This window comes from Rathayibacter sp. PhB186, assembly GCF_003751825.1.
GTDB lineage: Bacteria > Actinomycetota > Actinomycetes > Actinomycetales > Microbacteriaceae > Rathayibacter > Rathayibacter festucae.
This window is the reverse complement of record NZ_RJKO01000006.1, coordinates 34,492-58,247: the sequence shown is the minus strand read 5'-3', so window position 1 is coordinate 58,247 and position 23,756 is coordinate 34,492. Positions and strand designations below refer to the sequence as shown.

Genomic DNA, 23,756 nt, shown 5'->3' with positions numbered 1-23,756 from the left:
CCGAGCCTCATGCTGATCGAGTAGCCCGCGGAGCGGGCGTATCGAGATCCACCGGCATCAGAAGCCGAGTCTCCAGGCCGCACTGCAGAGGACGTGGGGTCTCGATACGCCCCCGCGGGGCTACTCGACCAGCATGCACGGATCCGCCACCGACGGGAGATCGAACTCTCGCCGAGACCGACAGCTGTTGCGTAGGGGAGCAGGCGCGGGATAGCGTCGAGCTAGAGATCGTTCTCCCGCCCGCGCGCGGGCACCACCGCGACTCCCCGATGAAGAGGACTCCCCCGTGAGAAGAAGAATCCTGACCGCGGCCGCCGCGGTCGCCACCGTCGCCCTCGCCCTGACCGGCTGCTCCTCGGGCGGTGGCGGCGGCGCGTCCGACGACCCGAACGCCGAGGTCCAGTTCTGGTCCTTCACCGGAATCCAGGCGAAGGACAACGTCAGCGAGTACCTGGCCAAGAAGCCCGACGCGAAGGTCAAGCTGACCGAGGTCGGCTCCTCCCAGGAGACCGCCACCGCCCTGACCGCCGCGCTCGCCGGCGGCAAGGTGCCAGACCTGGTCATGATCCAGGGCGACGACCTGCCCCGCTTCGTCGAGAACAGCGCCAACTTCCTCGACCTGCGCACCCTCGGCGGCGACGACCTCGACGCCTCCTCTCTGAAGTGGGCCGCCGACGCCGGCACCGCGCAGGACGGCTCGGTCGTCGGCATCCCGACCGACGTCGGCGGACTGAGCTTCGCCTACCGCGCCGACCTCTTCGAGCAGGCCGGCCTCCCGACCGACCCTGCCGAGGTCGCGGCGCTCTGGAGCGACTGGGACGGCTTCCTCGCGACGGGCGAGAAGTACACCGCCGCGACCGGCAAGCCGTTCGTCGACAACGTGGAGACCAGCGTCTTCTACTCGACCATCAACCAGGTGACCGAGAAGTACTACTCCCCCGACGGCGAGCTGGTCTACGACACCAACCCGCAGGTCGAAGACGCCTTCGACACCGCCGTGCAGGCGCACGACGCGGGCATCAGCGCCGGCATCGCCGCGTTCTCCTCGGGCTGGGGCCCCGGGCGCGCGAACGGCGCGTTCGCGGTGACCGTCGCTCCGTCCTGGATCCTGCAGGGCATCAAGACCGACGCTCCCGACACCGCGGGGAACTGGCGGGTCACCACGGTCCCCGGCGTCGGCGGCAACTGGGGCGGCAGCGTCATCGCCATCCCGGCCCGCGCCGAGCACCCCGAGGCCGCCTGGCAGTACATCGAGACGATGATGTCGGCCGAGGGCCAGGAGGAACACTTCGCCACCTCGGGCACCTTCCCGGCGGCGACCGACGCCCTCGAGAGCGAGAGCGTCCGCGCCTACACGGACCCGTTCTTCGGCGACTCGAAGATCGGCGACGTGATCGCCACCTCCGTCGAGCAGTTCCCGTCCTTCGTCAACGGACCCGACACCGGCGTGATCGGCGCGGCGCTCTCCGGCGCCCTGGTCGAGCTGGAGTCCGGCAACGTGTCGTCGGCGGACGCCTTCTCCTCCGGACTCGACAGCGCACGCCAGGCCGTCGGCGGCTGACGCTCCCCCGATGGACGACGACGCCCCGAGCCCTCCGGCCCGGGGGTGTCGTCGTTCAGCGGTGCGGTTCGGCGACCTCCGGTCAGGCCTCGTCCCCGCGCGCCACCGCGGTGCGCCAGGTGTCGATGAGCACGACCGACCCGAGCATCACCAGCGCGAGCGCCACCGAGGCGAGAGTGTCGGTGAGCCAGTGGTAGCCGAGGTACAGGCGGGCGACGACCTGGCCGGCGATCATCCCGAGCGAGAGCGCGAAGCCGCCGATCGCCCAGACGGGCGAGGAGCGGCGCGACGCGAGCAGGAAGGTCGTGATCAGGAAGAAATCGCAGACGCCGGTCACGTGGCCGGACGGGAAGGAGAACGTCCCGTCGGCCCCGAGCAGCATGTACTCCACGGGCGGCCGCATCCGCTGCACCAGGTGCGCGGCGAGCTGGACGCTGAGCATCCCCGTGATCATCCCGCCCGCGAGCAGGAGCGGCCGCCAGAGGTGCCGGGCGAGCGCGATCCACAGCACGAGCACGCCGAGGATGATGATCGGCAGGAAGACCGGGCCGAACACCGTGGCCAGCGTGTCCATCACCACCGTCCCCTCCGCGAAGCGCTTCGCGCGGAACCACTCCGAGACCGCGGGATCGAGCGCCGCGAGGCCGGTGCCCGTCGCGACCTGCACGATCAGCGCGGCGAAGAGCACGAGCCCGACCGCCACCGAACCGCCTCCCGCGCGCATCAGGCGGCGGCGGGCGGGCTCCGTCATCTCCCGCTGCTCGACGAGGAATCGCTGGTGGAATCGGGCGCTCGGGGACAGGGCGGCGGTGCTCATCCGCTCACCCTAGGGTGCGGTGGCGAGCGCCCCGACCTCACTCCGCGGTCGGTGCTCAGCCGCCGATCCCCTGCCCGTGCGTCGCCCAGCTGGACGCGCGCATTGTCAAGAGCGGATAACCGCCCCCCGGATCGGGGACCATCGAGGGATGGCCACCAGCGGAGCACCCCTCGAGGGCCGGCACGTCCGATTCATCCGCTACACCCGCACCCGCGACGGCTGGACCAGCGAGACCGTGCACGGGCGCCTCGAGGGGCACACGCCGGCGATCTGGCAGCTGCGGGTCGTCGACGAGCTGCGCGAGCTGCCCCGGGACGAGTGGGCGCTCTACCGTCCCTGATTTGGCGCCCGCATCAGCGGCCGAGCGTGCGGCTCGGGTACTCGCCGAAGCGCGAGGCGTAGGCGGCGGAGAACCGGCCGAGGTGCCCGAAGCCCCAGCTGCGCGCCGTGCCGGCGACACTCGATCGTGCCGGGTCGCCCAGGCGCAGGTCCGCGTGCACCCGGTCGAGGCGCACGTCCCGGACGTACTGCAGCGGCGTGGTGCCGAGCAGGCGCTGGAACGCGACCTGCAGCCCGCGCACGCTGAGGTGCGCGGCCGCGGCGATCTCGATCGGTCCGATCGGCAGATGCGCGTTCTCGTGCACGAACTCGACGGCGGAGCGCATCCCGGCGTTGCTCGGGGCGAGCAGGACCTCCGGGAGCGCCGCGCCCTCGGGCGGGTACAGCTCCAGGAACGCGGCCGCCGCCCGGCGGGTCAGCCGGTCCCAGAGCAGCGGCGTCACCCGGCCGGTGCGGATCGCCGTGGAGATCTCGCCGATCACCGCGTGCCACTGCGCCACGGGCTCCCCGCCGTGGCGGTGCAGGTGGTCGAAGCGGAGCACGCCCGTGCGGCGGTAGCCGTGCTCGCGGGCGCTGCGGTCGACGTGCTCACGGCTCAGATGCACGAGCTTCTGGTCGTAGTCGGCGTAGGAGAAGACGAACGGTCGGTGGGCCGGATTCAGGAGCGGCACGCCGCGCGTCACCGGCATCGCGTCCCGGTGGACGTCGACGATCCCCCTGCCCTCGACCAGCCACTGCACGACGTAGTCGCCGCCGGCCGGGTCCTCCCCGGTGGTCGCGCCGCGCATCTGCGAGGTGCGCAGCGTCATCACCGGGTCGCCGAGCGCCGCGTAGCGGAACGAGAACGGCTGCTCGGTGGCCGCCACCGACCACCCCGTCCCCGAGTAGAAGCCGCCGAGGACCTCGGAGGCGCGCTCGAGGTCGGTGCCGACCGCCTCGATGCGGATGCTCCCCCGATCCTCCCGTGCGGAGTCCGGAGCCCGATCAGTCGCCATGCGGCGCTCTCGTCCGCTCCGGCCCACCGGGCGGGTCGAGCACGGTCGCGAGCTGCTGCAGGGTCGAGAGCACGGACTCGACCACGGTGTCGTCGAGCTGCGCGACGAGCGCCGACGCCTCCCGGTCGGCAGCGCCGAACGCCTCGTCGATCGCCTCGCGACCGCGTGGAGTGAGGGCGAGCCACCGCCGTCGGCCGTCGGACTCGTCGTCGACGCGGTGCAGGTAGCCGGCCGCGACCAGCCGCTTGGCGGCCATCGACGCCGCAGCGCGAGTGACGTCGAGCCAGTCGGCGAGCTGGCCGAGGGTCACCGGGGAGCGGCCGGCCCGCGCCACGTACTGCAGGGCCGCGATGTCGGTCGCGCCGAGGCCGAGCTGCACTCGCCCTCGGGCGGTCAGCCGGCGCTGGGCGTCCTGCGCGTGCACGACCGCTTCCACGAGGCGCGCGGCCCGGTCGCCGCTCGGCTCGAACTGCAGGTGCTCCGCCACTGCTCCCCCTTCCGCCCGGGCCGATGCGCGGTAGCCGCCGCCGTGAGCGACCTCGCGGTGCGAGGAGTGCGCTGAGCGGACAACCGCGCAGGAAGGCGATACCGGCAAAAAAGTTACCTTGTCTGCGTCGATCCGACAATCCGATCCACCCGAGACCCCGGCAGGCAGGACGACCATCATGGGACTTCTCCGCGGTCGATCCGCGCCGACGCGAAGCGATCCGCCGGATCGGCTGCCCGCGGGACCTCGCGTCGACTCCGAGCGCCGGGTGTCCACTCCTCACCCGGCACGCACCGCCACTGAGGCGCCCGACACGAGGCGGGACCGGTCGTCCTCGTCCGTGTTCCTCCCGAAGCGGCGAGCCCCCCGCGCTCATGTCACCGTTTCGGTGACACTGGTGGGAATGCTGTCACCGTCCCGCACCTCCCTGAGCCGTCGTCGTGCCGGTGGTGGCCCCCGTGCCTGAGGACTCGGTCGACGGCGTGTTCGTCTCCTGGGTGGAGTCCCTGCCCGACGTCACGGACGAGGAGGCGGCGGTCCTCCAGGCCGTCGGCTTCCTGAGCGCGAGCCTGCGGATCTCCGCCGACGTCGCCTTCCTCACGCTGCGCGCCGAGGCGGCGGCGAGCGGCCTCGACCTGTCGATCGTGGCCCGCGAGGTGCTCGTCCACCAGCGCAGCATCACCGCCCCCCGCTCCGCGAACTGCCCCTGCAGCTGAGCGCGACGCCCCGCCCGAACGCTTCGACCGTGTCCCCTTCCTGCTGATCGAGTAGCCCGCGCAGCGGGCGTATCGAGATCCACCACGGTCGGAAGCGGCAACGCCAGCCCCCCGCCGCCCTCGATCGGCGGGCGCCGCTGAGCCGTGTGCACTGCCCGACCCGCAACCTCAGGCCTCAACACTGGTACCTCACGCGAGGAGCAGCTCGCGCAGCGGCCCGATCGCACCCCTCGATCCACCGAGGCGGCAGCCTCCACCCCGGTCGACGGCAGGTCTCGATACGCCCCTCCGGGCTACTCGACCAGCATGATCGGCTCACCCCTGCCGGACTACTCGACCAGCATGGCCGGTCGCGTCTACTGACGCCCGGTCCGGCGTCTGCGGAGCCCGAGCGCCGAGGGCACCGACTACCGAGCCGACGGCCGCAGAACCAGCCGACCGCCCTCGAGGCGATGGGCGAGAAACGCGTGCCAGCGTTTCTCGCGAGCCGTCGGCGACACGCTCTGCGAATCGCAACCACAGACCCAGCCGACCGCGGCGGGAGGAGCGCTCGCGCTCCTCCCGCAATTCAATACAGCAGCCCCGTGAGCCGCGCCCGCGCCTTGTTCACGCGCGGGTCGGTCGTGCCGACGATCTCGAACAGCTCGAGCAGGCGGGCGCGGACGCTCGCCTTGCCGTCGACGTCGAGGCGCGGGTACATCGAGAGGAGGCGGTCGAACGCGTCCTCCACGTGGCCGCCGGAGACGTCGAGGTCGGCGACGGCGAGCTGCGCATCGAGGTTCGCGGGCTCGGCGGCCGCGGTCGAGCGGATGTCGTCGAGGGTGCGGCCCTGCAGGCGCTGCAGCAGCTTCACCTGGGCGAGTCCCGCGACGGCGAGGTCGTCGCGCGGGTTCTGCGCGATGGCGGTCTCGTACTCGGTGATCGCGGCGGAGTAGTCGCCGCGGTCGATCGCGTCGTACGCCTCCTGGTGGTGCGGGGGCAGCGGGGCGGCCTCGGGCTCGGCGCCCGGCTCGGCACCGGCGGCCGGGTCGACGGGAACGGTGCCGGTGACGCCCTGCTGCGCGGCGAGCTGGAGGACCTGCTCGAGCAGGTCGCGGAGCTGCTCCTCGGTGATGAGGCCGTTGAACATCGGCACCGGCCGGCCGGCGATCACGGCGGCGATCGTCGGGACCGACTGCACCTGGAACGCCTGCGCGAGCTGGGGGCTCGATTCGACGTCGACGCCGACCAGCACGAGGGCCCCGGCGTAGGAGATCACGACCTTCTCGAGCAGCGCGGTCATGCTCAGGCTCTGGTCCGACCACGAGCCGCGCAGGTCGATGATCACGGGGACCCGCGAGGACAGCTGGACGACCTGGTCGAACTCGGCGTCACCGGCCGAGAGCAGCAGCGGATTGGCGACGGGGGCACCCTGGGGGGCCTCACCGCCGCCCGCGGGTGCGGAGGGCGCGGCCGGCGGGGTGCGCCGGTTCACGAGGGTGGACAGGTCGACGGCACCGCGCAGGTTGCCGGGCAGCGGGGGCAGGGGGGTGCTCACGGCAGCTGCACCACCGAGACGAGTCCTTGGCTCCATCCGAGCATGACGATCTTCTCCTCCGATCCGACGGGCGGTACGTAGAACAGCAACTGATAACCGTAGGTGGTCGCGATGCCCGTGGTCGACTTGTCGATCCCGAGCAGGGTCTGCGAGGCGCCGGACGTCGACACGGTCGAGCCCTCGGCGGTCGGGCGGACCGTCGCGGTCTCGGCGATGCTCGCGGCGACGAGCGCGCCGGAGTCGTTGGTGGCGAGGGCGATGGTGTCCGAGGTCCCCGCCGCGTTGGTGAACTCGATCGAGGCGGTGTCCGGCAGCGCCTCGCGATCGGCGTTCTTCTTGTCGACGCCGACCTGGCCGCGGAGGGTGTCGCCGTCGCCCGAGAAGGTCCCGGCGTACTGGCTGGAGTCGCCGTTGGCGAGGATGTCCGCGTAGGCCGCGCCGACGTTCTCCGGAGCGAGCTTCATCAGCTTCGAGTCGGGGGCGACGATCGAGGTGCCGACCGTGACCGGCGCGACGTCGGGGATCCGCGCGTTGGCCTCGAGCGAGATCGCGTAGTCGACCTTGTAGTCGACGCGGGGGCTCGCCTGGCTCATCATCAGGGCGATCGGCGCCTGCGTGGCGTCGGCGGTGTTCTGCACGACCGCCGTGACCAGCCGCGGCCAGCTGTCGGTGTCCTGCGGGAGGACGAGGCTCACCGGCGACGCCGGGATCGCCTGCGGCGCGTCGATCGTGCCGCCCTTCGTCAGGACCTCGTAGTTCGTGGTGCGCTCGGTCAGTGCCTCGCCCTGGAAGCGCTCCGCGAGGATGCTCGCGTCGCGAGCGGCGTCGGCGGCGGCCGCGACCTCGGAGACCGAGGCCACGATCGCCTCCGCCTGCTGGGTGGTGACGACCGGGGTCGGCTCCTCGGCGACGGGCTCGGCGCCCGGGGTCGCGGTGGCGGACGCGGTCGGCGTCCCGGAGGCGCTCGCGGCGAGGTCGGGCCAGTAGTCGGAGCTGCAGCCGGCGAGCAGCACGGTCGCACCGAGCGCGATCGGGAGCACCAGCAGCCGGCGGCGCCGCGAGGGCTGAGCCGCCGCGAGGGAGGACTGGATGCCGGCGCGGGCGCGAGGCAGCCGGACGCCGCGCGGCACCTTGCCCTGCGGGCCCTTGCGGCGCGGTCCGTGCTGGCGGCGCAGGTGCAGGAACGCCCAGATGTAGAGGATCAGCCCGATCAGCAGGAACACGGCTCCCCCCAGCAGCAGCGGACCGGCCAGCGGCGTCGCGGTGTCGACCGGCCAGCTCACCCGGATGTCGCTCGCGGCCGGGGCGGTCCCGTCGGTGGCGACGATCAGCGAGACGTCCTCCGGCAGGTCGAGGGCGACGGTGATGCTGCCGGTGCCCTCGAACTGCTCGAGCCAGAGGTCGGAGTCGCGGGGATCGACGACGGCGGCGTTCGCGTCCGCCACGTCGGAGGCCAGCGTCAGCGCCGTCCCGGTCTCCTGCTCGGCGGACAGGCTGTCCGCGCCGTCCTCGCTGCTCGCGTAGTCGATGCGGTCGTAGTCGGAGCCGCCGACCCAGCCCAGCACGTCGGTCGTCGGCGCGTACGCCATCACGAGGTCGCCCTCGCCCTCGACCGTGATGGTCTGCCGGCCGGGATTGGCGCCGAGCGTGCTGCCGTCGATGACGGCGTAGGGGGCGCCGGACTCGAGCGCGGTCTGCGCGGTGAGCGACTCCGGTGGAGCCCACACCGTCCGCTGGCCGATGCCGAGCGCGATGAGCGCCGCGGCGATGACGGTGGCGATGATGGCGAAGACGAACCGCACGAAAGAACTCCTCCTGCGTTGCCGGATCGGGGGGTGGCGGCCCGGGACGGCTCCGGTGACGGCCGGACCGGGGCGCGACGGCAACAGACAAAGACAGTCCAGGTTAGCGGATGGGCCGAGCCGAACCCAGGGATCGGCCGAGAGCCCCGATCCAGGGGCGCGCGGTGCGGGTGTCGGCCCGGGCCGCGAGGCACCCGCTGACTAAACTCCCTGGAGTGCCGCGACCCCACCGCGGCCGTGTTCCGGAGGAGACGACGTGGCAAGCGACGAGGCCGAATTCACCCAGGTGTTCCGGGGCTACGACCGGGACGAGGTCGACAAGGCCATCCAGGGTCTGCGCCGCGAGCTCATCCACGCCAACACCCAGGCCGCCGAGAGCGGTCGCGAGGCCAAGCGCCTCTCCTCCCGCATCGACGGGCTCGAGAAGGAGCTGCAGCAGGTCGGTGCGCCCACCTACGCGGGACTCGGTGCGAAGCTCGAGCACACCCTCCGGGTGGCCGAGGAGCAGTCGGAGCGCATCATCGCGCAGGCGGAGAACGACGCGTCCGCGCTGCGCCGCTCGACTCGCGACGACCGGGACGGCCTGCTGAAGGACGCGCGCGACGAGGCCGAGCGCCTCGTGACGGAGGCGCGCCGCCGCGCCGACCGCACCCGCGAGGAGTCCGAGGCGCAGGCCGCCGCGACGCTCGGCAAGGCCGCGGACGACCGCGACGTGATGACCCAGGACGCCGTCCGCGAGGCCGCCGCCATCCGCGGCACCGTCGCCACCGAGGCCGCCGAGACCCGCGCGACCGCGAAACGCGAGGCCGCAGCGATCCGCTCCGAGGCCGGCCGCGAGGCCGCCGAGATGCGCGCCGTCGCCGCCCGCGAGGTCGAGGTGGCCCGCGCCGAGGCCGCCCGCCTGGCGCAGAGCAACGAGCTGCTGCGCGCGGAGGTCGCCTCCGAGGTCGACCGCCTGCGCGCCGCCGTCACCGCCGAGGTCGCCGAGGCCCGCGCCGCGATCGAGGCCGAGGTCCTGGCCGCCCGCGCCGACCTCGAGGCCGAGGTCCTGTCCGGCCGCGCCGACCTCGCCGCCGAGCTGGCCACCGGTCGCGCCGAGGGCGCCCGCGAGCTCGCCGATCTGCGCACCGCGCTCGCCCGCGACCGAGCCGACGCCGTCGCACTCCTGGACGCCGAGCTCGCCGCGCTGCGCTCCGCCGCCTCCGACGAGGCCGCCGCACTCTCGCGCGAGGTCGAGCAGGCCCGGATCGATCTCGTCGTGGAGCTCGCCGCCCGCCGCGAGGAGGCGGACCGCGACTACCTGCTCCGCCACCAGGAGGCGGTCGCCCAGACGCAGCGCTACCTCGACGAGTCCAACCTGCAGCTCGCCGACGCCATCCGCCGCGCGAACGACAAGCGCCTCGAGGCCGACGCGCTCCGCAGCGACGCCCTCGACGACGTCACGCGCCTGCGCCGCGAGGCGCAGGACGAGTCGGACGCGCTGCTCGACTCCGCGCGCGACCGCGCCCGCGAGATGATCGCCGACGCCGAGCGCCGCACCAGAGAGCTGCAGAACACGGCCGAGTCCCGTCTCGACGAGATCCGCACCGAGCGCGACGCGATCGCCGGCTACGTCACGGGCCTCCGCGGCCTGATCGGGCACATCGACGGCCTGTCGGACGACGACGACGACTCGAAGGACGACGACGGCGACTCGAAGGACAGCTCGAAGAGCCGCTGACCGGCGTGGGCGGGCTCAGCCGAGCTCGCCCGCCCACTCCGTCGGCAGCGGTGACGACTCCGGCGCCACCACCCGCACGATCTCGTCGAGCACGCGGCGCGTCTGCGCCTCGCCGACCCAGAGGTGCTTGCCGCCCTCGACGGCGACCAGCTCGAGCTGCGGGACCGAGGCGAACCGCTCGGCGGCCGCCTCCGGCCGCAGGTAGTCGTCGAACTCCGGGATGAGCGCGACCAGGGGCCGTCCGTCCTCGCCCCAGGCCGCGACCTCCTCGGCCGTCGCCCGGTGCAACGGCGGCGAGAGCAGGATCGCGCCGTCGACGGGGTGCTCCCTCCCCCACTTCAGCGCCAGCTCGGTGCCGAAGGACCAGCCGACCAGCCAGGGGTGCGGCAGCCCGCGCTCGGCCACGAGCGCCATCGCCGCGGCGACGTCGGCCCGCTCGGCGGCGCCGCCGTCGAAGGCGCCCTCGCTCGTCCCGCGCGGCGAGCTCGTGCCGCGGGTGTTGAAGCGGAGCACCGCCACGCCGGCCAGGGCGGGCAGCCGCGCGCCGGCCTTCCGCAGGATGTGCGAGTCCATGAAGCCGCCGTGCGTCGGCAGCGGGTGCAGGGTGACCAGCGTGGCCACCGGCTCGCCCTCGAGCGGCAGGGCCAGCTCGCCGACCAGGGTCAGCCCGTCGGCGGTGTGCAGCTCCACCTCCTCGCGGCGGGCGGGGAGGACGACGCCTCCGCGGATCTCGTGCGTCATCGTGCTCCTTCGATCCGCCAGCAGTGGGTGTGCCAGTGGCGACGGCCGGCGAGGTCCGCGGCGTCGCCGAGTGCTCCGTCGCCGCGCCAGACGACGACGTGCGCGAGGCCGATGTCGATGGTCTGGCCGCAGCCCGGGCAGAGGTAGTTCTTGACCGCGCGCGACGAGGAGACGGGCTGGACGTTCCACTCCCGGCCGCGGCGCGTCTCGGTGCGGCGCCAGCCGGCGAGCATCTGCGAGAGGTCGCGCTGCTCGTCGTCGTCCTCGCGCCCGCGTCCGCGGGGTCGATTGCTGCGCGGCATTGCTCCAGTCTAGGAGCCGCCGCGCGAGCACTCGCTCGCAGCCGTCCCGCCCGGGCGGGTCAGTGCGAGGAGTCGTCCATCTCGAGCCTTGTCTCCTCGGCGTCGAGCATCAGCTGCGCCCGCCGCAGGATCCGCGAGGAGTAGACCCCTCGACCGCGCGCCTCCAGCAGCGCCTCGCGCTCTGCGCTGAGCACCGCCCGCCGCAGGTGCAGATACTGCCCCTGCGGGCCCAGCGGGCCGTCGGCCTCGCGCTCCACCTGCTCCCACGCGACCTGCGAGCGGGTCAGCGTGTCCCGGCGGACCCGCTCCAGCACCCGCTCGCCGACGCTGCCGGCCGGCAGGTCCTCGACCGCCTCCGGCAGCGCCTGGATGCCGGTCGAGGCGACCTCGTCGAGCAGCGTGGCCAGCTCGCGGCGGTCGGCGTCGCCGTCGCTCCCCTGGATGCCCGTGACCCGGATGAGCGCCGGCAGCGTCGCCCCCTGCAGCAGGAGGGTGACCACCGCGACCGTGAAGGCGATCAGGATCAGCTGCGAGCGGTACGGCGTCTCCTCCGGCAGCGACTGCGCCGCCGCGAGCGTGACCACGCCGCGCATCCCGGACCAGGAGAGGATGACGCCGCCGCGCCAGCCGAACGCCTCGCTGGTCGTCGCCGCGAGGTCCGTCTCCCGCCGCTGGTACAGCCGCTCCGCCCGCTGCCGGCGGCGGACGAAACGCTCGTCGCTGCTGGCGCTGTTGCGCAGGCGCATCACCCCGACCGCGAGCCGGCGGTTGATCCGCTCCGCCCGCCGGCCCGAGCCGCGCAGCCAGAGCAGCAGCGGCCAGACGAAGAGGGTGCGCAGCACGATCAGGATCACGACCGTCGCGAGCCCGAGGAGGACCGCGGTGTCGACGCCGACGCCGCCCGGCTCGATGTCGCCGACGATCGCCTTGATCTCGGCGCCCATCAGGAGGAACACGCCGTTCTCCAGCAGGAACTGCGCCGTCCGCCAGTTGACGCGCTCGCTGATCCGCGACTGCGGGCTGAGGAACCGCGCGCTGTTGTGCCCGGTGTAGATGCCGGTGACGACCACCGCGAGGACACCCGAGGCGCCGAGCTCCTCCGCCGGGATGTAGGCGAGGAAGGGCACCGCGAACGAGACCGCGGTGTCCAGCACCGGGTCGCGCAGCTTCGAGCGCACGAAGACGGTCAGCACGCCCATCACCAGCCCGAGGACGACGGCCATCACGACCGAGTAGACGAAGAGCACGCCGACCTCGCCGATGTCGATGGCGTCGCTCGAGACGGAGGCGCCCACCACGGCGGTCGCGGCCGTGGCGGCGCGCAGCAGCACGAGCGCCGACGCGTCGTTGACGAGGCTCTCGCCCTCGAGCACGGTCACGAGCCGGGGTGGCAGGCCGAGCTTCTTGCCGATCGAGGTGGCCGCGACCGCATCGGTCGGACTGACCACGGCGCCGAGCGCAATGGCGGCCGGGAGGCTGAGGTCCGGCAGCAGCATGTAGAGGAAGAAGCCGACGACGAGCGCCGTGACGACGACGAGCAGCACCGACAGCCCGAAGATCGAGCGCAGATTCCGCCGGAAGTCGGCGAGCGGCACCTGGATCGCCGCGGAGTACAGCAGCGGTGGCAGCACCCCGGCGAGGATCAGCTCCGGCTCGACCTCGATCTCGGGGACGCCGGGGAGGTAGGACGCGCCGATGCCGATGACGACGAGCAGCAGCGGCGCCGCGACTCCGAGCCGGCTCGAGAAGCGCGCGACGGTGACGACGGTGATGATCCCGACGACCCCGAGCAGCGCGTAATCCACGCTCTCAGGCTATCGGGCGGACCGACCGCCCCGGGGACGGACGGCGGCGGCGATCAGTACCAGCCGACGCTCTCCGAGTGCGCCCAGGCGCCGCACGGCGAGCCGTAGCGGCCCGAGATGTAGCCGAGACCCCAGGTGATCTGGGTGTTGGCGTTGGTCTGCCAGTCGCCGCCGACGGTCGCCATCTTGCTGCCGGGGAGCGCCTGCGGGATGCCGTAGGCACCGCTGGACTTGTTCTCGGCGTAGACGTTCCAGCCGGACTCGCGGTTCCACAGCAGCACGAGGCAGTCGTACTCGCTGTCGGCCCAGCCGCGCTGCACGATCTGGTCGTAGGCGAGGGCCTTCGCCGAGCCGGGGTCCGGGGCGGCCGAGCGGGCGACGGGCGCCGCGGCGGCCGACTCCTCCTCCTCGTCGTCCTCGACGACGGCCTGCTTCGACTTCGTCGGAGTGGGGGTCGGCGTCGGAGTCGGCGTGGGGGTCGGCTTGGCCTGCGCGTCGAAGGTGTCGCGCTGGACGGTGCGCTCGACCGCCGCCTCGGCGACGACGAGGCGCTGGGCCGGGTCGCCGTTGAAGCGCTCCGGGGCCTGGTAGAAGGGCGACGCGACGGCGCCGCTCGACGGGTCGACCGCGCTGACGGCGACGAAGCCGATGGAGGCGGCGAAGGCGAGGAACGCCAGCGGGACACGGGTCCTGGACCGACGGGCCGCCGGGCGCTTCGAGGTCTCGACCGAGGATCGGGAGACGGGTGGCTGCGCGACGGACGTTCTCTGATGCATACCCACGATCACGAAAGCATAACGGAGGACCTCTCGATCCGCCAGTGCGGGGCCGACCGCTCAGCGCACCGCCAGCATCACGTCGACCACGGCGTCGAGCACGAGGTCCACCTGCGGCTCGGAGTAGCCGCCGCGCTGCGGGGCGAACGACACCGTCCGCACGTCGTCCACGGTCAGCACGGAGCCGTCCCGGAAGTAGCCGGAGACGCGGTCCGAGAAGGCGTCCACCTGGCGGATGTTGTAGCCGGTGGTCAGCACGCCGGCGCGGGTGAAGCGCTCACGCGCGGGCCGCGCCAGGCGGTTCACGATCTCCTGCGCCGTCTCGCGGGCGTTCCGGAGCCAGGCCTCCTCGCCCTGCGCCGCGATCGCGTACTGGCGCTCGCGCACCGCGAAGGCGTCCTCGAGGCGCTCCAGCGCGGCGTCGACGTGCGGCGCCGAGTAGCCGCCCTTCTTCAGCGAGAAGGCGGTGTGCCGCAGATCCACCGCGCGCAGGTCGGCCGGACCGCCCGAGAGCTGGGCGTAGGCGTCCCTGGCCGAGGCGAGGAAGGAGTCGACCTCGTCCGTGTCGTAGCCGGGCCGGGACTCGCGCGCGCGGGGGAAGGGAGCGTTCATCCCGTCATTCTGCCAAGACGGCGGCCCGGTCCGGGAATCGGCGCGTCGACCGCGCCGCGAGGGGCCGGAGCCCGTGCGCTCGGCCACGGCCCGATCACCGCGCGCACGGTCAGTGCGCGAAGACGAAGTAGAGCACGTAGGCCGCGGCGGCCGACGGGAGGATCGAATCGAGCCGGTCGAGGAAGCCGCCGTGCCCAGGCAGCCACGAGCTCATGTCCTTGATGCCGATGTCGCGCTTGATCAGCGACTCGGCGAGATCGCCCAGCGTCGCCGTCAGGAGGACGACCGCGCCGAACACGGCGCCGACCCACCAGGGCTGGCCGAGCAGCAGGAGGGCGAGGAGCACGCCGACGACGACGCCCGCGACCGCCGCTCCCGCGAACCCCTCCCAGGTCTTCTTCGGGCTGATCCGCGGCGCCATCGGGTGCTTGCCCCAGGTGAGACCGCTGACGTAGGCGCCGGTGTCGACGACGATCACGAGGATCAGGAAGGACAGCGCCCAGAGCTGGCCGCCCTCCTCCGCGACGAGACGGATCGCGAAGGCGCCGAGGAACGTGACGTAGATCTGCACGAACGCGCCGAGCCCGACGTCGAGCAGGAGCTCGCGACCGGTCGACCTCGTCCGGCGGAGGAGCTGCTCCCCCAGCCGCCAGAGGGCGACCAGCGCCGAGCCGCCCAGCACGGCGAACCAGGCGGCCTGCATCCCGCCGTAGTAGGCCGCCGGCACGGCGACCACGGCGACGACCCCGGTGGGGATGCGCGGGATGTCGCGGCCGGCGTGGCGCAGCGCGTTCGACAGCTCGAGCGCCGCCAGCAGCACCAACGCGCCGGCCAGCACCATGAAGAGCTCTTTGACGACCAGCAGGCTGACGACCATCGCGCCGCCGCCGATGAGGCCGATGACGGTCGCGGAGACGAGGTTCCGGCCCGAGCGCGCGGTGAGGCGCTCGTTGGTCGCCTCGAGCTGGGCACGGGTCGCCTCGAGCTGTCGCTCGACGTCGGCCCGGCCCTGCTGGGCCCGCGCGCGCAGGGCGTCGCGCGTGACCATGCGCGAACCCCGGGCGCCCGGAACGTGCGGCGCCGGAGCGTCGTCGCTGCTCTCGGGATCCTCGGGGTTCACGGGCACGGCACTACACCTCGAGCAGTTCGGATTCCTTGCGCTTGAGCGCCTCGTCGATGGCGTCCACGTGCTGCTTGGTCAGGGCCTCGAGCTCCTTCTCGCCGCGCGAGAGCTCGTCGTCGCCGATGTCGCCCTTGAGCGCGTCGAGGTCGCTCTTCGCGCTGCGGCGGATGTTGCGGACGGCGATCTTCGCGTCCTCCGCCTTGGTGCGCACGATCTTCACGAACTCCTTGCGGCGCTCGGCGGTGAGCTCGGGGAGGTTGATGCGGATGACCGAGCCGTCGTTCGTCGGGTTGGCGCCGAGGTTGGGCATGTCCCGGATGGCCTGCTCGATGTCGCGCAGGGCGCCCTTGTCGTAGGGGGTGACCAGCAGGGTTCGCGCCTCGATGTTCTGCAGCGATGCGAGCTGCGAGAGCGGGGTGGGCGTGCCGTAGTAGCTCACCAGCACCTTCTGGAACAGGCCGGGGTTGGCCCGACCGGTGCGCACCGTGGAGAAGTCCTCCTTGGCGACTCCGACGGCCTTGTCCATCTTGACGGTCGCGTCGGCGAGTACATCCGAGATCACAGGGGGCTCCTTAAGAGAGGGAAGTGGTCAGTCTAGTTCGGGGCGGGGGCGCCCTAGTTGGAGACGAGCGTGCCGAGTCGGGTGCCCCGGATGGCGCGCGCGACGTTGCCGGCCGGCTCCATCCCGAAGACCTGCATCGGCATGCCGTTGTCCATGCAGAGGCTGAAGGCGGTCGAGTCGACGACCTTGAGACCGCGCTGCAGCGCCTCCTGGTAGGTGAGGGTGTCGAGCTTCTTCGCGTCCGGGTTGGTCCGCGGGTCGGCGTCGTAGACCCCGTCGACGCCGTTCTTCGCGACGAGCACGACGTCGGCGTGCGTCTCGAGCGCGCGCTGCGCGGCGACGGTGTCGGTGGAGAAGTAGGGCAGGCCCGCGCCCGCGCCGAAGATCACGACGCGGCCCTTCTCCATGTGCCGGATCGCCCGGCGGGGGATGTAGGGCTCGGCGACCTGCGTCATCGCGATCGCGGACTGCACGCGCGTCTCCGCGCCGGCCTGCTCGAGGAAGTCCTGCAGGGCGAGGGCGTTCATCACCGTGCCGAGCATGCCCATGTAGTCCGCGCGGCCGCGGTCCATGCCGCGCTGCGAGAGCTCGGCCCCGCGGAAGAAGTTGCCGCCGCCGACGACCACCGAGATCTCGACCTCGGTCGCGGCGTCGGCGATCTCGCGCGCCAGGGCGCTGATCACGTCCGGGTTCACCCCGAGAGTGCCGGCTCCGAACGCCTCCCCCGACAGCTTCAGCAGCACCCTGCGGCGCTTGCCCGTCGTCTTCGCATCCGTCTCCGTCATGGACGTTTCCTCCCGTAGACCCGTACAAACCTATCCCGCGCGGGGGACGCCCCGCGACCACGCCCGGGCGCCTCCCCCGGGCAGAGCGAAGGGAGTCCGGGTCGACTGAACGACCCGGACTCCCCTCGCTGTGCGTGCTACGCGCCGACCTTGAAGCGGGCGAAGCCCGACACGGTCAGACCGGCGTCCGCCACGACCTTGCTGATGGACAGCTTGTTGTCCTTGGCGTAGTCCTGGTCGAGCAGCGCGACCTGCTTGAAGTACGCGTTGACGCGACCCTCGATGATCTTCGGCAGGGCGGCCTCGGGCTTGCCCTCGCCGCGCGAGATCTCCTCGACGATGCGGCGCTCGTTGTCGACCTCCGACTGCGGCACGTCCTCGCGCGACAGGTAGGAGGGGTTGGCGAACGAGATGTGCTGCGCGATCGAGCGGGCGGTCTCCGCGTCGTCTCCCGAGTAGCCCAGGACCACGCCGACCTGCGGGGGCAGGTCCTTGTTGGTCTTGTGCAGGTAGACGGCGAAGTGCTCGCCGGAGACGGTGGCGACGCGGCGGAGCTCGACCTTCTCGCCGAGGATCGCGGCCTCGTCGTTGATGAGGTCGGCGACGGTCTTGTCGCCGGCGGGGGCCGCGAGAGCCTCCTCGACGGTGGTGGCGCCGGCGGCGACGACCGCGTCCAGCACGCCCTCGGACAGGGCGATGAACTTCGTGCCCTTGGCGACGAAGTCGGTCTCGCAGGCGAGCTCGATCAGGGTGGCGACGCCGTCCTTCTCGGCGGCGGCGACGAGGCCCTCGCTCGTGGAGCGGTCGGCGCGCTTCGCGTTGCCCTTGGCGCCCTTGAGGCGGAGGATCTCGACCGCCTTGTCCAGGTCGCCGTCGGCCTCGACGAGCGCGTTCTTGGTGTCGACCATGCCGGTTCCGAGCTGCTCGCGCAGCGTCTTGACGTCAGCGAGGCTGAAATTAGCCATAGTTCTGCGAACTCCTCTGTTGTGTCCGGTCGGCGCGGTGCTTCGCGCACCCGCGCCCGCCAGGACGTCGTGGTCTGCCGGTCCCGCGGCGACGGGCCTCGGTGTCGAGGACTCCGTCACGCCGGGGTGTCGGCGGTTCTGCTTCGTGGTGAACGTGCACCGAATGAGCGGGGGTCGGCCGGGCGCTCTCGCGACCCGTCCGACCCCCGGCTCAGTGCGGGTGTCAGACGGACGCGGGGGTCTCGTCGGTCACGGACTCGGTGGTCGAGTCGGCCTCGGCGGGCGCCTCGGCCTCGGCGACGGCCTCGTCGGCGGTCGCGAGCTCGGCGTCGGCGACCTTCTCGGTCTCGGCGCCGGCCTGCTCGGCGGGCTCCTGGACGTCGGACGCCGGGGCGTCGGTCGCGGCGGCGTCGGTCGAGGCGGCGGAGTCGTCGCTCGTGGTGAGCAGCTCCTTCTCCCACTCGGCCAGCGGCTCGACGGCGGAGACGTTGCCCTCGGCCTCGGGCTTCTGGTGACGCTGGATGAGGCCCTCGGCGGCGGCGTCGGCGACGATGCGGGTGAGCAGGCTCACCGAGCGGATCGCGTCGTCGTTGCCCGGGATCGGGTACTGGACCTCGTCCGGGTCGCAGTTCGTGTCGAGGATGCCGATGACCGGGATGCCCAGCTTCTTGGCCTCGTCGATCGCGAGGTGCTCCTTCTTGGTGTCGACGACCCACAGGGCCGACGGCGTCTTCGAGAGGTTGCGGATGCCGCCGAGCGACTTGTGCAGCTTGTCGAGCTCCCGCTTCTTGATGAGGAGCTCCTTCTTCGTGAAGCCGCTCTTCGACGTGTCGTCGAAGTCGAGCTCCTCGAGCTCCTTCATGCGCGCGAGGCGCTTGGAGACCGTCTGGAAGTTGGTGAGGAGGCCACCGAGCCAGCGCTGGTTGACGTAGGGCTGGCCGACGCGGGTCGCCTGCTCGGAGATCGCGTTCTGCGCCTGCTTCTTCGTGCCGACGAAGAGGATGGTGCCGCCGTGGGCGACCGTCTCCTTGACGAAGTCGTAGGTCTTGTCGATGTAGGCCAGCGACTGCTGGAGGTCGATGATGTAGCTGCCCGAGCGCTCGGTCAGGATGAAGCGCTTCATCTTCGGGTTCCAGCGACGGGTCTGGTGCCCGAAGTGGACGCCGCTGTCGAGCAGCTGGCGCATGGTGACGACTGCCATGAGTCGTTCTCCTTCTCTGGGGCTCGGGCGCACGACGGCGCCGAACTCCCGTTCGGTTGTCCGCGACGGCCGGTCGGCACGTCGCCCTGGCGCCCGGCGCGCTCCCGCCCTCCTCGCACTGGGCGAAGGGGACCGTGGGGAGCGTTGGCCGAATGGGCGCGCGTAGTCACCCCGACGAGCGAGGTGCTCCGAGAAGACTAGCACCAGGACGGCCGCCTCCCCCGCGGGTGCGGGACCCGCGCGTCCGCCGCCCGGCTGCCGACCACCTCCGGCACGCGGAGACGCCTCCGGCACGCGGAAACCGCCCGATTCGACGAGCCAGAGCCGAGATCACGAGCCCGAGGTCCCGCTGCTCACCTCCGGCACGCAGAAACACCTCCGGCACGCGGAGAATCTCCGATCCGACGAGCCCGAGCCGAAATCGCGAGCCCGGGGCTCCACCACCCACGTTCGGCAGGTGAGTACACCTCCGGCACTCGGAAGCCGCCCGATCCCACGAGCCCGGACCGAAACCTCGGGCCCGACGTCCCGCCGCGCGGCTCCGGCACGCAGAAACACCTCCGGCACGCAGGAACCACCCGATCTGACGAGCCAGACCCGCAATCACGTGCCCGAAGTCCGCCGCGCAGCTCAGCCACGCGGCTCCGGCACGCGGAAACGCCTCCGGCACGCAGAACCGCTGGGATTCCACGAGCCGGAGGCGTTCTCGCGAGCCGGAGCTCGGAGCAAGGCGAGGCCGTGCGCTACTTGCGCGCCGACTTCATCACGGTGCGGATGTGCAAGGTGTCCATCTCCTCCAGCGAGCGGCCCTTGGTCTCGGGCACGAACAGGAAGACGAAGAAGAACGAGATGAGGGCGAACGCCGCGTAGAGGCCGTAGGCGAGGGTCAGCGAGACGTCCTGCGACAGGATCGGGAACGTCACCGTGATTGCGAAGTTGGCGATCCACTGCGCCGAGGCGGCGAGGCCCAGGGCGGCGGCGCGGATCCGGTTCGGGAAGATCTCGCCGAGCAGCACCCAGACCAGCGGGCCCCAGGTCGCGCCGAAGAAGACCACGAAGGCGTTGGCCGAGACGAGGGCGATCGGGCCCCAGGCACCGGGCAGCGAGACGTCCTCGCCGCTGATCGTCGACTGGCTGAACGCGAGCGCCATCAGTCCGAGTGAGATCGCCATGCCGGCGGAGCCGACGAGCAGCAGCGGCTTCCGGCCGACCTTGTCGACCAGGAAGATCGCGACGAAGGTGACCACGACGTTCACGACCGAGGTGAAGACCGAGATGGCGAACGAGTTCGACTCGTCGAAGCCGACCGCGCTCCAGAGCGAGGTCGAGTAGTAGAAGATCACGTTGATGCCGACGAACTGCTGGAACACCGAGAGCAGGATACCGACCCAGACCACCGGCAGCAGGCCGAGCGCCGGACCGCGCAGGCTCGAGCGCTGGGCGTTCTCGGCGTCCTCGTCGATCTTCTTCTGGATGTCGGCCAGTGCCTCGTCCACCTCGTCGCGCGGGGTGACCGTCGCGAGGACCTTGCGCGCGTCCTGCGAGCGACCCCGCGTGGCGAGGTAGCGCGGCGACTCCGGCAGCGTCAGGGCTAGCAGTCCGTAGATCACGGCGGGCACGGCGCAGGCGATGAACATCCAGCGCCAGGCCGCGACGCCGAACCAGTACGGCTCGGACGCTCCGCCGGCGCCCTCGGCGATGACGGTGTCCGAGAGCAGTGCGGCGAAGATGCCGAGCGTGATCGCGAGCTGCTGCAGCGACGCGAGCGCCCCGCGGATCGCCTTCGGCGCGATCTCGGAGATGTAGGTGGGGGCGATCACCGAGGCGATGCCGATGCCCAGGCCGCCGACGACGCGCCAGAGGACGAGGTCCCACACGGCGAAGGCCGCGCCGGCGCCGATCGAGGAGATGAAGAAGAGGCCTGCGCCGAGCAGCATGACCTTGATGCGGCCCCAGCGGTCCGCGAGGCGACCGGCGAGGTAGGCGCCGACCGCGCAGCCGAGGAGGGCCGACGCGACGGCGAAGCCGATCAGCGCGGCCGACAGCTCGAACTCGCCCTGCACCGCCTCGACCGCTCCGTTGACCACGGACGAGTCGAAGCCGAAGAGGAAGCCGCCGACCGCCGCCGCGATGGCGAGACCGATCACCTTCCTCTTCAGTTTCGCCGCCGAGGGGTTCGGGATGGTGTCAGATCGTCCGCTGGTCATGGTCGTCTCCGATTCTCGCCGCCGGTGGGTGCGGTGTCTCCGCGCCCGCTCCGGATCACAGGCACGTTACTCCCGCCTGCCAATCCGCCGGGACGGGTTGCGGAGCGCTGCTTTCGCAGTCGCTCCTCCACAGGCGGCGTCCTCCGGTGCTTCTCCCCCGGTCGGGCCGCGAGTCGCCCGCGCCTCTGCGCTGTCGGCGAGGGTGTCCGCATGGTTGCTCCTCTCCTCCTCCGCCCGGGCGTGTTCCTGGTGCTCGCCCTGCTCGCTCCGATGCTCTGGACCCCGCCGGTGGACGGTTTCTCCGTCGTCGAGCCGTGGCGGGCGCCCGCTCATCGCTACGCCGCGGGGCATCGCGGGATCGACCTCGCTGCCACGGCGGGTTCTCCGGTGCGGGCCGTCGCGGACGGGCGGGTGTCCTTCGCGGGGCGGGTGGTCGACCGGAGCGTGGTCAGCATCGCGCACGCCGACGGGCTGGTGTCGAGCGTGGAGCCGGTGGAGCCGTCCGTCGCGGAGGGTCAGGAGGTGCGCGCCGGGGACGTCATCGGCTCGGTGGGCTCGGGCGGGCACTGCGACGGCTCGTGCGTGCACCTCGGGGCGCGCGAGGACGGGGAGTACGTGAACCCGATGCGGTTCTTCGGCGGGATCCCGCGGGCGGTGCTGCTGCCGATCGACGGAGTGGCCGCGCCTGCTGCGGCGACCTCAGGCGCGCGGGTGGGCGAGGCGGTAGGCCTCGCGGATCCGCTCGGTCGAAACGTGCGTGTAGATCTGGGTGGTGCCGAGGCTCGCGTGGCCGAGCAGCTCCTGCACGGCGCGGAGGTCCGCTCCCCCGTCGAGCAGGTGCGTCGCGGCGGTGTGCCGGAGGGTGTGCGGGCCGGAGGGGCCGGAGCCCTGGCCGCCGTCGAGGAGCCGGGCGACGACGCCGTAGACGGTCCGCGGCGTGAGGCGGGCGCCGCGGCGGCCGAGGAGGAGGGCCGTCGTGCTCGTCCCGGTCGTGCTGGTCTCCGCGTCCGGGAGCAGCTGCGGGCGGGCCTTCTCCAGGTAGGCGACGAGCGCCTCCTTCGCCGGCACGCCGAACGGCACGACGCGCTGCTTGCTCCCCTTGCCGGTGACCAGCACGGTGAGCCGGCTCAGGTCGAGGTCGCCGACGTCGATCGCGACGAGCTCGGAGACGCGGATGCCGGAGGCGTAGAGCAGCTCGATGATCGCGAGGTCGCGCAGGGCCACCGGGTCCTCGGTCGCCCCGCGCGCCGCGACCACGTCGATCAGGTGCTCGGTCTGCGGCTCGGTGAGCACGCGCGGCAGCGGGCGCCCGCCCTTCGGGGTGCGCAGGCGCGCGGCGACGTCGATCGGCAGGCGCTCGGAGCGCTGCGCCCAGGACGAGAAGGAGCGGACGGCCGCGGTCCGCCGGGCGAGCGTCGCGCGGGCGACGCCGGTCTGCGACTCGTGCCAGAGCCAGTCGCGCAGCAGCTCGAGGTCGAGCTGGGCGAGCATCGGCTGCTTCCGGCTCGCGGCGAAGTCGATGAGGGTCGAGAGGTCGGCCCTGTAGCCGCGAGCCGTGGCGGGTGAGAGGGAGCGCTCGTCGAGGACGTAGCGGAGGAAGTCCTCCACGGCCGCCGCGAGCGGCTCGCCACGCGGGGGCAGGCCTGCGGGAGGAGTGTCAGCCATCGGTGCCCGGCATCCGCGACCAGAGGTCGATGCGGCCCTGCTCGTCGAGGCTCTCGAGCTTCTCGATCAGGTCCGTGCCGAAGCGGGTGGCGATCGGCGCGGTGGCGCTCGGGACGAGCGAGGTGACGACGGTCTCGGGATGTACGTGGACGAGCGAGAAGCTCTGCGCTCCGTCGATGCCGGCGAGCTCGCGCTCCGGAGCGCCGAGGTCCATCGTGTAGCTGGTCGCTCCGGCGACGAAGACCGGGACGCCGGCGAAGGTCGCCGCCGTCGGATAGTGCAGGTGCCCGCCGAGGATCGCGCGCACGTCGGTCCCGCGCACCACCTCCTCCAGCCGGTCCATCCCTCGGAGCTCGAGCACGGTCATCGCGCCGAGCGGTGTCGGCAGCGGCGGGTGGTGCAGCGCGAGGATCGTGCCGAGTGGAGCAGGCGTCGCGAGCTCGGCTCGGAGCGCCTCGAGCTGCTCGCCGGTGAGCGCGCCGTGGTGGTAGCCCGGCACCGCGCTGTCGAGCGCGATGAGCCGCAGCCCGCCGAGGTCGACGACCTGGTCGATCGGGGTATCGATCGGCGCATCACCCGCCTCCTGGTCGAGGAGCACCCGGCGGAACGCGCCGCGCTCGTCGTGGTTGCCCATCACCCAGACGATCGGGCAGTCGAAGCGCTCGCCCATAGGATCGAGGACGTCCTTGACCCGCCGGTAGGCGTCCTCCTCACCGCGATCGGCGACGTCCCCCGTGACGACGATCGCGTCGAGCCGACCGCCGCGCTCGACGAGCCGCGCGACGGCCTGCTCGAGCCGGGAGACGGTGTCGACGCGCCCGTAGAGCGGAGCGCCCTCCGCGAGGAAGTGCGTGTCGCTGAGGTGCGCGAGCACCCGGTCGGCGGCCCGGAAGTACCCGAGCTGCGGATGCTCCGGCTGCGTCCTCGTCGTCGTCTCGTCACCCATGCGGCTCCCCTCGCTGCTTGATCGACAGCGTAGGGCGCACCGCCGACAGCGCCGGCAGCGAACGGCGGCGGTCGGTTCGAGCGGCGGCTCCC

General features: G+C 72.3%; 22 protein-coding genes and 1 pseudogene. 5 read left to right on the top strand and 18 right to left on the bottom strand.

All coding sequences use genetic code 11. The features are described 5' to 3' along the window. Nucleotides 1-286 precede the first annotated feature (286 nt). Nucleotides 287-1,561 carry an extracellular solute-binding protein gene (locus tag EDF45_RS15145; RefSeq protein WP_123736868.1) on the top strand — a complete coding sequence of 425 codons (1,275 nt, stop codon included), beginning with the start codon at nt 287-289 and terminating at the stop codon, nt 1,559-1,561. An 82-nt stretch (nt 1,562-1,643) separates the two neighbouring features. On the opposite strand, the gene EDF45_RS15140 is transcribed toward EDF45_RS15145, so the two are convergent. Continuing rightward, on the bottom strand, nt 1,644-2,378 hold the full coding sequence (locus EDF45_RS15140; protein ID WP_123736867.1) for a phosphatase PAP2 family protein: 735 nt from the start codon (nt 2,376-2,378) through the stop codon (nt 1,644-1,646). Between the two features lie 148 nt (nt 2,379-2,526). Between EDF45_RS15140 and EDF45_RS15135 the strand changes: the two genes are divergently transcribed. Beyond that, nucleotides 2,527-2,718 carry a hypothetical protein gene (locus EDF45_RS15135; protein WP_123445744.1) on the top strand — a complete coding sequence of 64 codons (192 nt, stop codon included), beginning with the start codon at nt 2,527-2,529 and terminating at the stop codon, nt 2,716-2,718. 13 nt (nt 2,719-2,731) lie between these two features. Here EDF45_RS15135 and EDF45_RS21605 read toward each other — a convergent pair whose 3' ends face one another. Both EDF45_RS21605 and EDF45_RS15125 read right to left on the bottom strand, forming a co-directional pair. Beyond that, a complete protein-coding gene (locus EDF45_RS21605) occupies nt 2,732-3,712 on the bottom strand; it encodes an AraC family transcriptional regulator (protein WP_221181138.1) in 981 nt (326 codons plus the stop codon). Further along, the gene (locus tag EDF45_RS15125; protein ID WP_132437840.1) at nt 3,702-4,199 is read right to left on the bottom strand and encodes a MarR family winged helix-turn-helix transcriptional regulator; all 498 of its coding nucleotides are present in this window, start codon (nt 4,197-4,199) and stop codon (nt 3,702-3,704) included. Before EDF45_RS15125 ends, EDF45_RS21605 begins: the two co-directional genes overlap by 11 nt. 458 nt (nt 4,200-4,657) lie before the next feature. On the opposite strand from EDF45_RS15125, the gene EDF45_RS15120 reads away from it, so the two are divergent. Next, nucleotides 4,658-4,915 (top strand): ANTAR domain-containing protein, encoded by a 258-nt coding sequence (locus EDF45_RS15120; protein ID WP_148060303.1) that lies wholly within the window; start codon nt 4,658-4,660, stop codon nt 4,913-4,915. 568 nt (nt 4,916-5,483) lie between these two features. Here the strand turns inward: EDF45_RS15120 and EDF45_RS15115 are convergent. Together EDF45_RS15115 and EDF45_RS15110 are read right to left on the bottom strand one after the other, a co-directional pair. Further along, on the bottom strand, nt 5,484-6,488 hold the full coding sequence (locus EDF45_RS15115; RefSeq protein ID WP_123736864.1) for a tetratricopeptide repeat protein: 1,005 nt from the start codon (nt 6,486-6,488) through the stop codon (nt 5,484-5,486). Then, on the bottom strand, nt 6,449-8,254 hold the full coding sequence (locus tag EDF45_RS15110; RefSeq protein WP_123736863.1) for a hypothetical protein: 1,806 nt from the start codon (nt 8,252-8,254) through the stop codon (nt 6,449-6,451). Before EDF45_RS15110 ends, EDF45_RS15115 begins: the two co-directional genes overlap by 40 nt. A 256-nt stretch (nt 8,255-8,510) precedes the next feature. Between EDF45_RS15110 and EDF45_RS15105 the strand changes: the two genes are divergently transcribed. After that, nucleotides 8,511-9,974, top strand: coding sequence for a DivIVA domain-containing protein (locus EDF45_RS15105; RefSeq protein ID WP_123736862.1), 1,464 nt, complete (start codon nt 8,511-8,513; stop codon nt 9,972-9,974). 15 nt (nt 9,975-9,989) lie between these two features. On the opposite strand, the gene EDF45_RS15100 is transcribed toward EDF45_RS15105, so the two are convergent. The 11 genes from EDF45_RS15100 to EDF45_RS15050 form a co-directional block, all read right to left on the bottom strand. After that, nucleotides 9,990-10,715, bottom strand: coding sequence for an alpha/beta hydrolase (locus EDF45_RS15100; protein WP_123736861.1), 726 nt, complete (start codon nt 10,713-10,715; stop codon nt 9,990-9,992). Then, the gene (locus EDF45_RS15095; protein WP_123445737.1) at nt 10,712-11,017 is read right to left on the bottom strand and encodes a hypothetical protein; all 306 of its coding nucleotides are present in this window, start codon (nt 11,015-11,017) and stop codon (nt 10,712-10,714) included. Before EDF45_RS15095 ends, EDF45_RS15100 begins: the two co-directional genes overlap by 4 nt. A gap of 59 nt (nt 11,018-11,076) precedes the next feature. Next, entirely contained in the window at nt 11,077-12,822 is a 1,746-nt protein-coding gene (locus EDF45_RS15090) for a sodium:proton antiporter (protein WP_123736860.1), read from the bottom strand. A 53-nt stretch (nt 12,823-12,875) separates the two neighbouring features. Then, complete coding sequence (locus EDF45_RS15085) at nt 12,876-13,598, bottom strand: lytic transglycosylase domain-containing protein (protein ID WP_123736859.1); 723 nt, start codon at nt 13,596-13,598, stop codon at nt 12,876-12,878. A 60-nt stretch (nt 13,599-13,658) separates the two neighbouring features. Further along, a complete protein-coding gene (locus tag EDF45_RS15080) occupies nt 13,659-14,210 on the bottom strand; it encodes a DivIVA domain-containing protein (protein WP_123703370.1) in 552 nt (183 codons plus the stop codon). Nucleotides 14,211-14,319: 109 nt separating this feature from the next. Further along, nucleotides 14,320-15,258 (bottom strand): phosphatidate cytidylyltransferase, encoded by a 939-nt coding sequence (locus tag EDF45_RS15075; RefSeq protein ID WP_123704777.1) that lies wholly within the window; start codon nt 15,256-15,258, stop codon nt 14,320-14,322. 82 nt (nt 15,259-15,340) lie between these two features. Further along, nucleotides 15,341-15,895, bottom strand: coding sequence for a ribosome recycling factor (gene frr / locus EDF45_RS15070; protein WP_123445733.1), 555 nt, complete (start codon nt 15,893-15,895; stop codon nt 15,341-15,343). 53 nt (nt 15,896-15,948) lie between these two features. After that, on the bottom strand, nt 15,949-16,680 hold the full coding sequence (gene pyrH / locus EDF45_RS15065) for a UMP kinase (protein WP_123445732.1): 732 nt from the start codon (nt 16,678-16,680) through the stop codon (nt 15,949-15,951). 137 nt (nt 16,681-16,817) lie between these two features. Next, on the bottom strand, nt 16,818-17,645 hold the full coding sequence (gene tsf, locus EDF45_RS15060; protein ID WP_123732203.1) for a translation elongation factor Ts: 828 nt from the start codon (nt 17,643-17,645) through the stop codon (nt 16,818-16,820). A gap of 223 nt (nt 17,646-17,868) precedes the next feature. After that, complete coding sequence (gene rpsB / locus EDF45_RS15055) at nt 17,869-18,846, bottom strand: 30S ribosomal protein S2 (RefSeq protein WP_123736858.1); 978 nt, start codon at nt 18,844-18,846, stop codon at nt 17,869-17,871. A 743-nt stretch (nt 18,847-19,589) separates the two neighbouring features. Beyond that, nucleotides 19,590-21,053, bottom strand: coding sequence for a sugar porter family MFS transporter (locus tag EDF45_RS15050; RefSeq protein ID WP_123445729.1), 1,464 nt, complete (start codon nt 21,051-21,053; stop codon nt 19,590-19,592). 210 nt (nt 21,054-21,263) lie between these two features. Here EDF45_RS15050 and EDF45_RS15045 point away from each other — a divergent pair. Then, nucleotides 21,264-21,665, top strand: a pseudogene (locus EDF45_RS15045) (M23 family metallopeptidase); the annotation flags it as partial. Between the two features lie 87 nt (nt 21,666-21,752). Here the strand turns inward: EDF45_RS15045 and EDF45_RS15040 are convergent. Both EDF45_RS15040 and EDF45_RS15035 read right to left on the bottom strand, forming a co-directional pair. Then, nucleotides 21,753-22,718, bottom strand: a complete 966-nt coding sequence (locus EDF45_RS15040) for a tyrosine recombinase XerC (protein ID WP_123736857.1) — start codon at nt 22,716-22,718, stop codon at nt 21,753-21,755. Next, nucleotides 22,711-23,664, bottom strand: coding sequence for a phosphodiesterase (locus EDF45_RS15035; RefSeq protein WP_123736856.1), 954 nt, complete (start codon nt 23,662-23,664; stop codon nt 22,711-22,713). The genes EDF45_RS15040 and EDF45_RS15035 overlap by 8 nt, the downstream gene beginning before the upstream one ends. Nucleotides 23,665-23,756 lie beyond the last annotated feature (92 nt).

Bases quoted from the DNA above. Each gene is read 5' to 3' on its own strand.
- EDF45_RS15135 (WP_123445744.1), top strand. From the start codon at position 2,527: ATGGCCACCAGCGGAGCACCCCTCGAGGGCCGGCACGTCCGATTCATC.
- tsf (WP_123732203.1), bottom strand. From the start codon at position 17,645: ATGGCTAATTTCAGCCTCGCTGACGTCAAGACGCTGCGCGAGCAGCTC.
- EDF45_RS15085 (WP_123736859.1), bottom strand. From the start codon at position 13,598: ATGCATCAGAGAACGTCCGTCGCGCAGCCACCCGTCTCCCGATCCTCG.
- EDF45_RS15035 (WP_123736856.1), bottom strand. From the start codon at position 23,664: ATGGGTGACGAGACGACGACGAGGACGCAGCCGGAGCATCCGCAGCTC.
- EDF45_RS15080 (WP_123703370.1), bottom strand. From the start codon at position 14,210: ATGAACGCTCCCTTCCCCCGCGCGCGCGAGTCCCGGCCCGGCTACGAC.
- EDF45_RS15075 (WP_123704777.1), bottom strand. From the start codon at position 15,258: ATGGTCACGCGCGACGCCCTGCGCGCGCGGGCCCAGCAGGGCCGGGCC.
- EDF45_RS15040 (WP_123736857.1), bottom strand. From the start codon at position 22,718: ATGGCTGACACTCCTCCCGCAGGCCTGCCCCCGCGTGGCGAGCCGCTC.
- EDF45_RS15095 (WP_123445737.1), bottom strand. From the start codon at position 11,017: ATGCCGCGCAGCAATCGACCCCGCGGACGCGGGCGCGAGGACGACGAC.
- EDF45_RS21605 (WP_221181138.1), bottom strand. From the start codon at position 3,712: ATGGCGACTGATCGGGCTCCGGACTCCGCACGGGAGGATCGGGGGAGC.
- EDF45_RS15115 (WP_123736864.1), bottom strand. From the start codon at position 6,488: ATGGAGCCAAGGACTCGTCTCGGTGGTGCAGCTGCCGTGAGCACCCCC.
- EDF45_RS15140 (WP_123736867.1), bottom strand. From the start codon at position 2,378: ATGAGCACCGCCGCCCTGTCCCCGAGCGCCCGATTCCACCAGCGATTC.
- EDF45_RS15100 (WP_123736861.1), bottom strand. From the start codon at position 10,715: ATGACGCACGAGATCCGCGGAGGCGTCGTCCTCCCCGCCCGCCGCGAG.
- EDF45_RS15050 (WP_123445729.1), bottom strand. From the start codon at position 21,053: ATGACCAGCGGACGATCTGACACCATCCCGAACCCCTCGGCGGCGAAA.
- rpsB (WP_123736858.1), bottom strand. From the start codon at position 18,846: ATGGCAGTCGTCACCATGCGCCAGCTGCTCGACAGCGGCGTCCACTTC.
- pyrH (WP_123445732.1), bottom strand. From the start codon at position 16,680: ATGACGGAGACGGATGCGAAGACGACGGGCAAGCGCCGCAGGGTGCTG.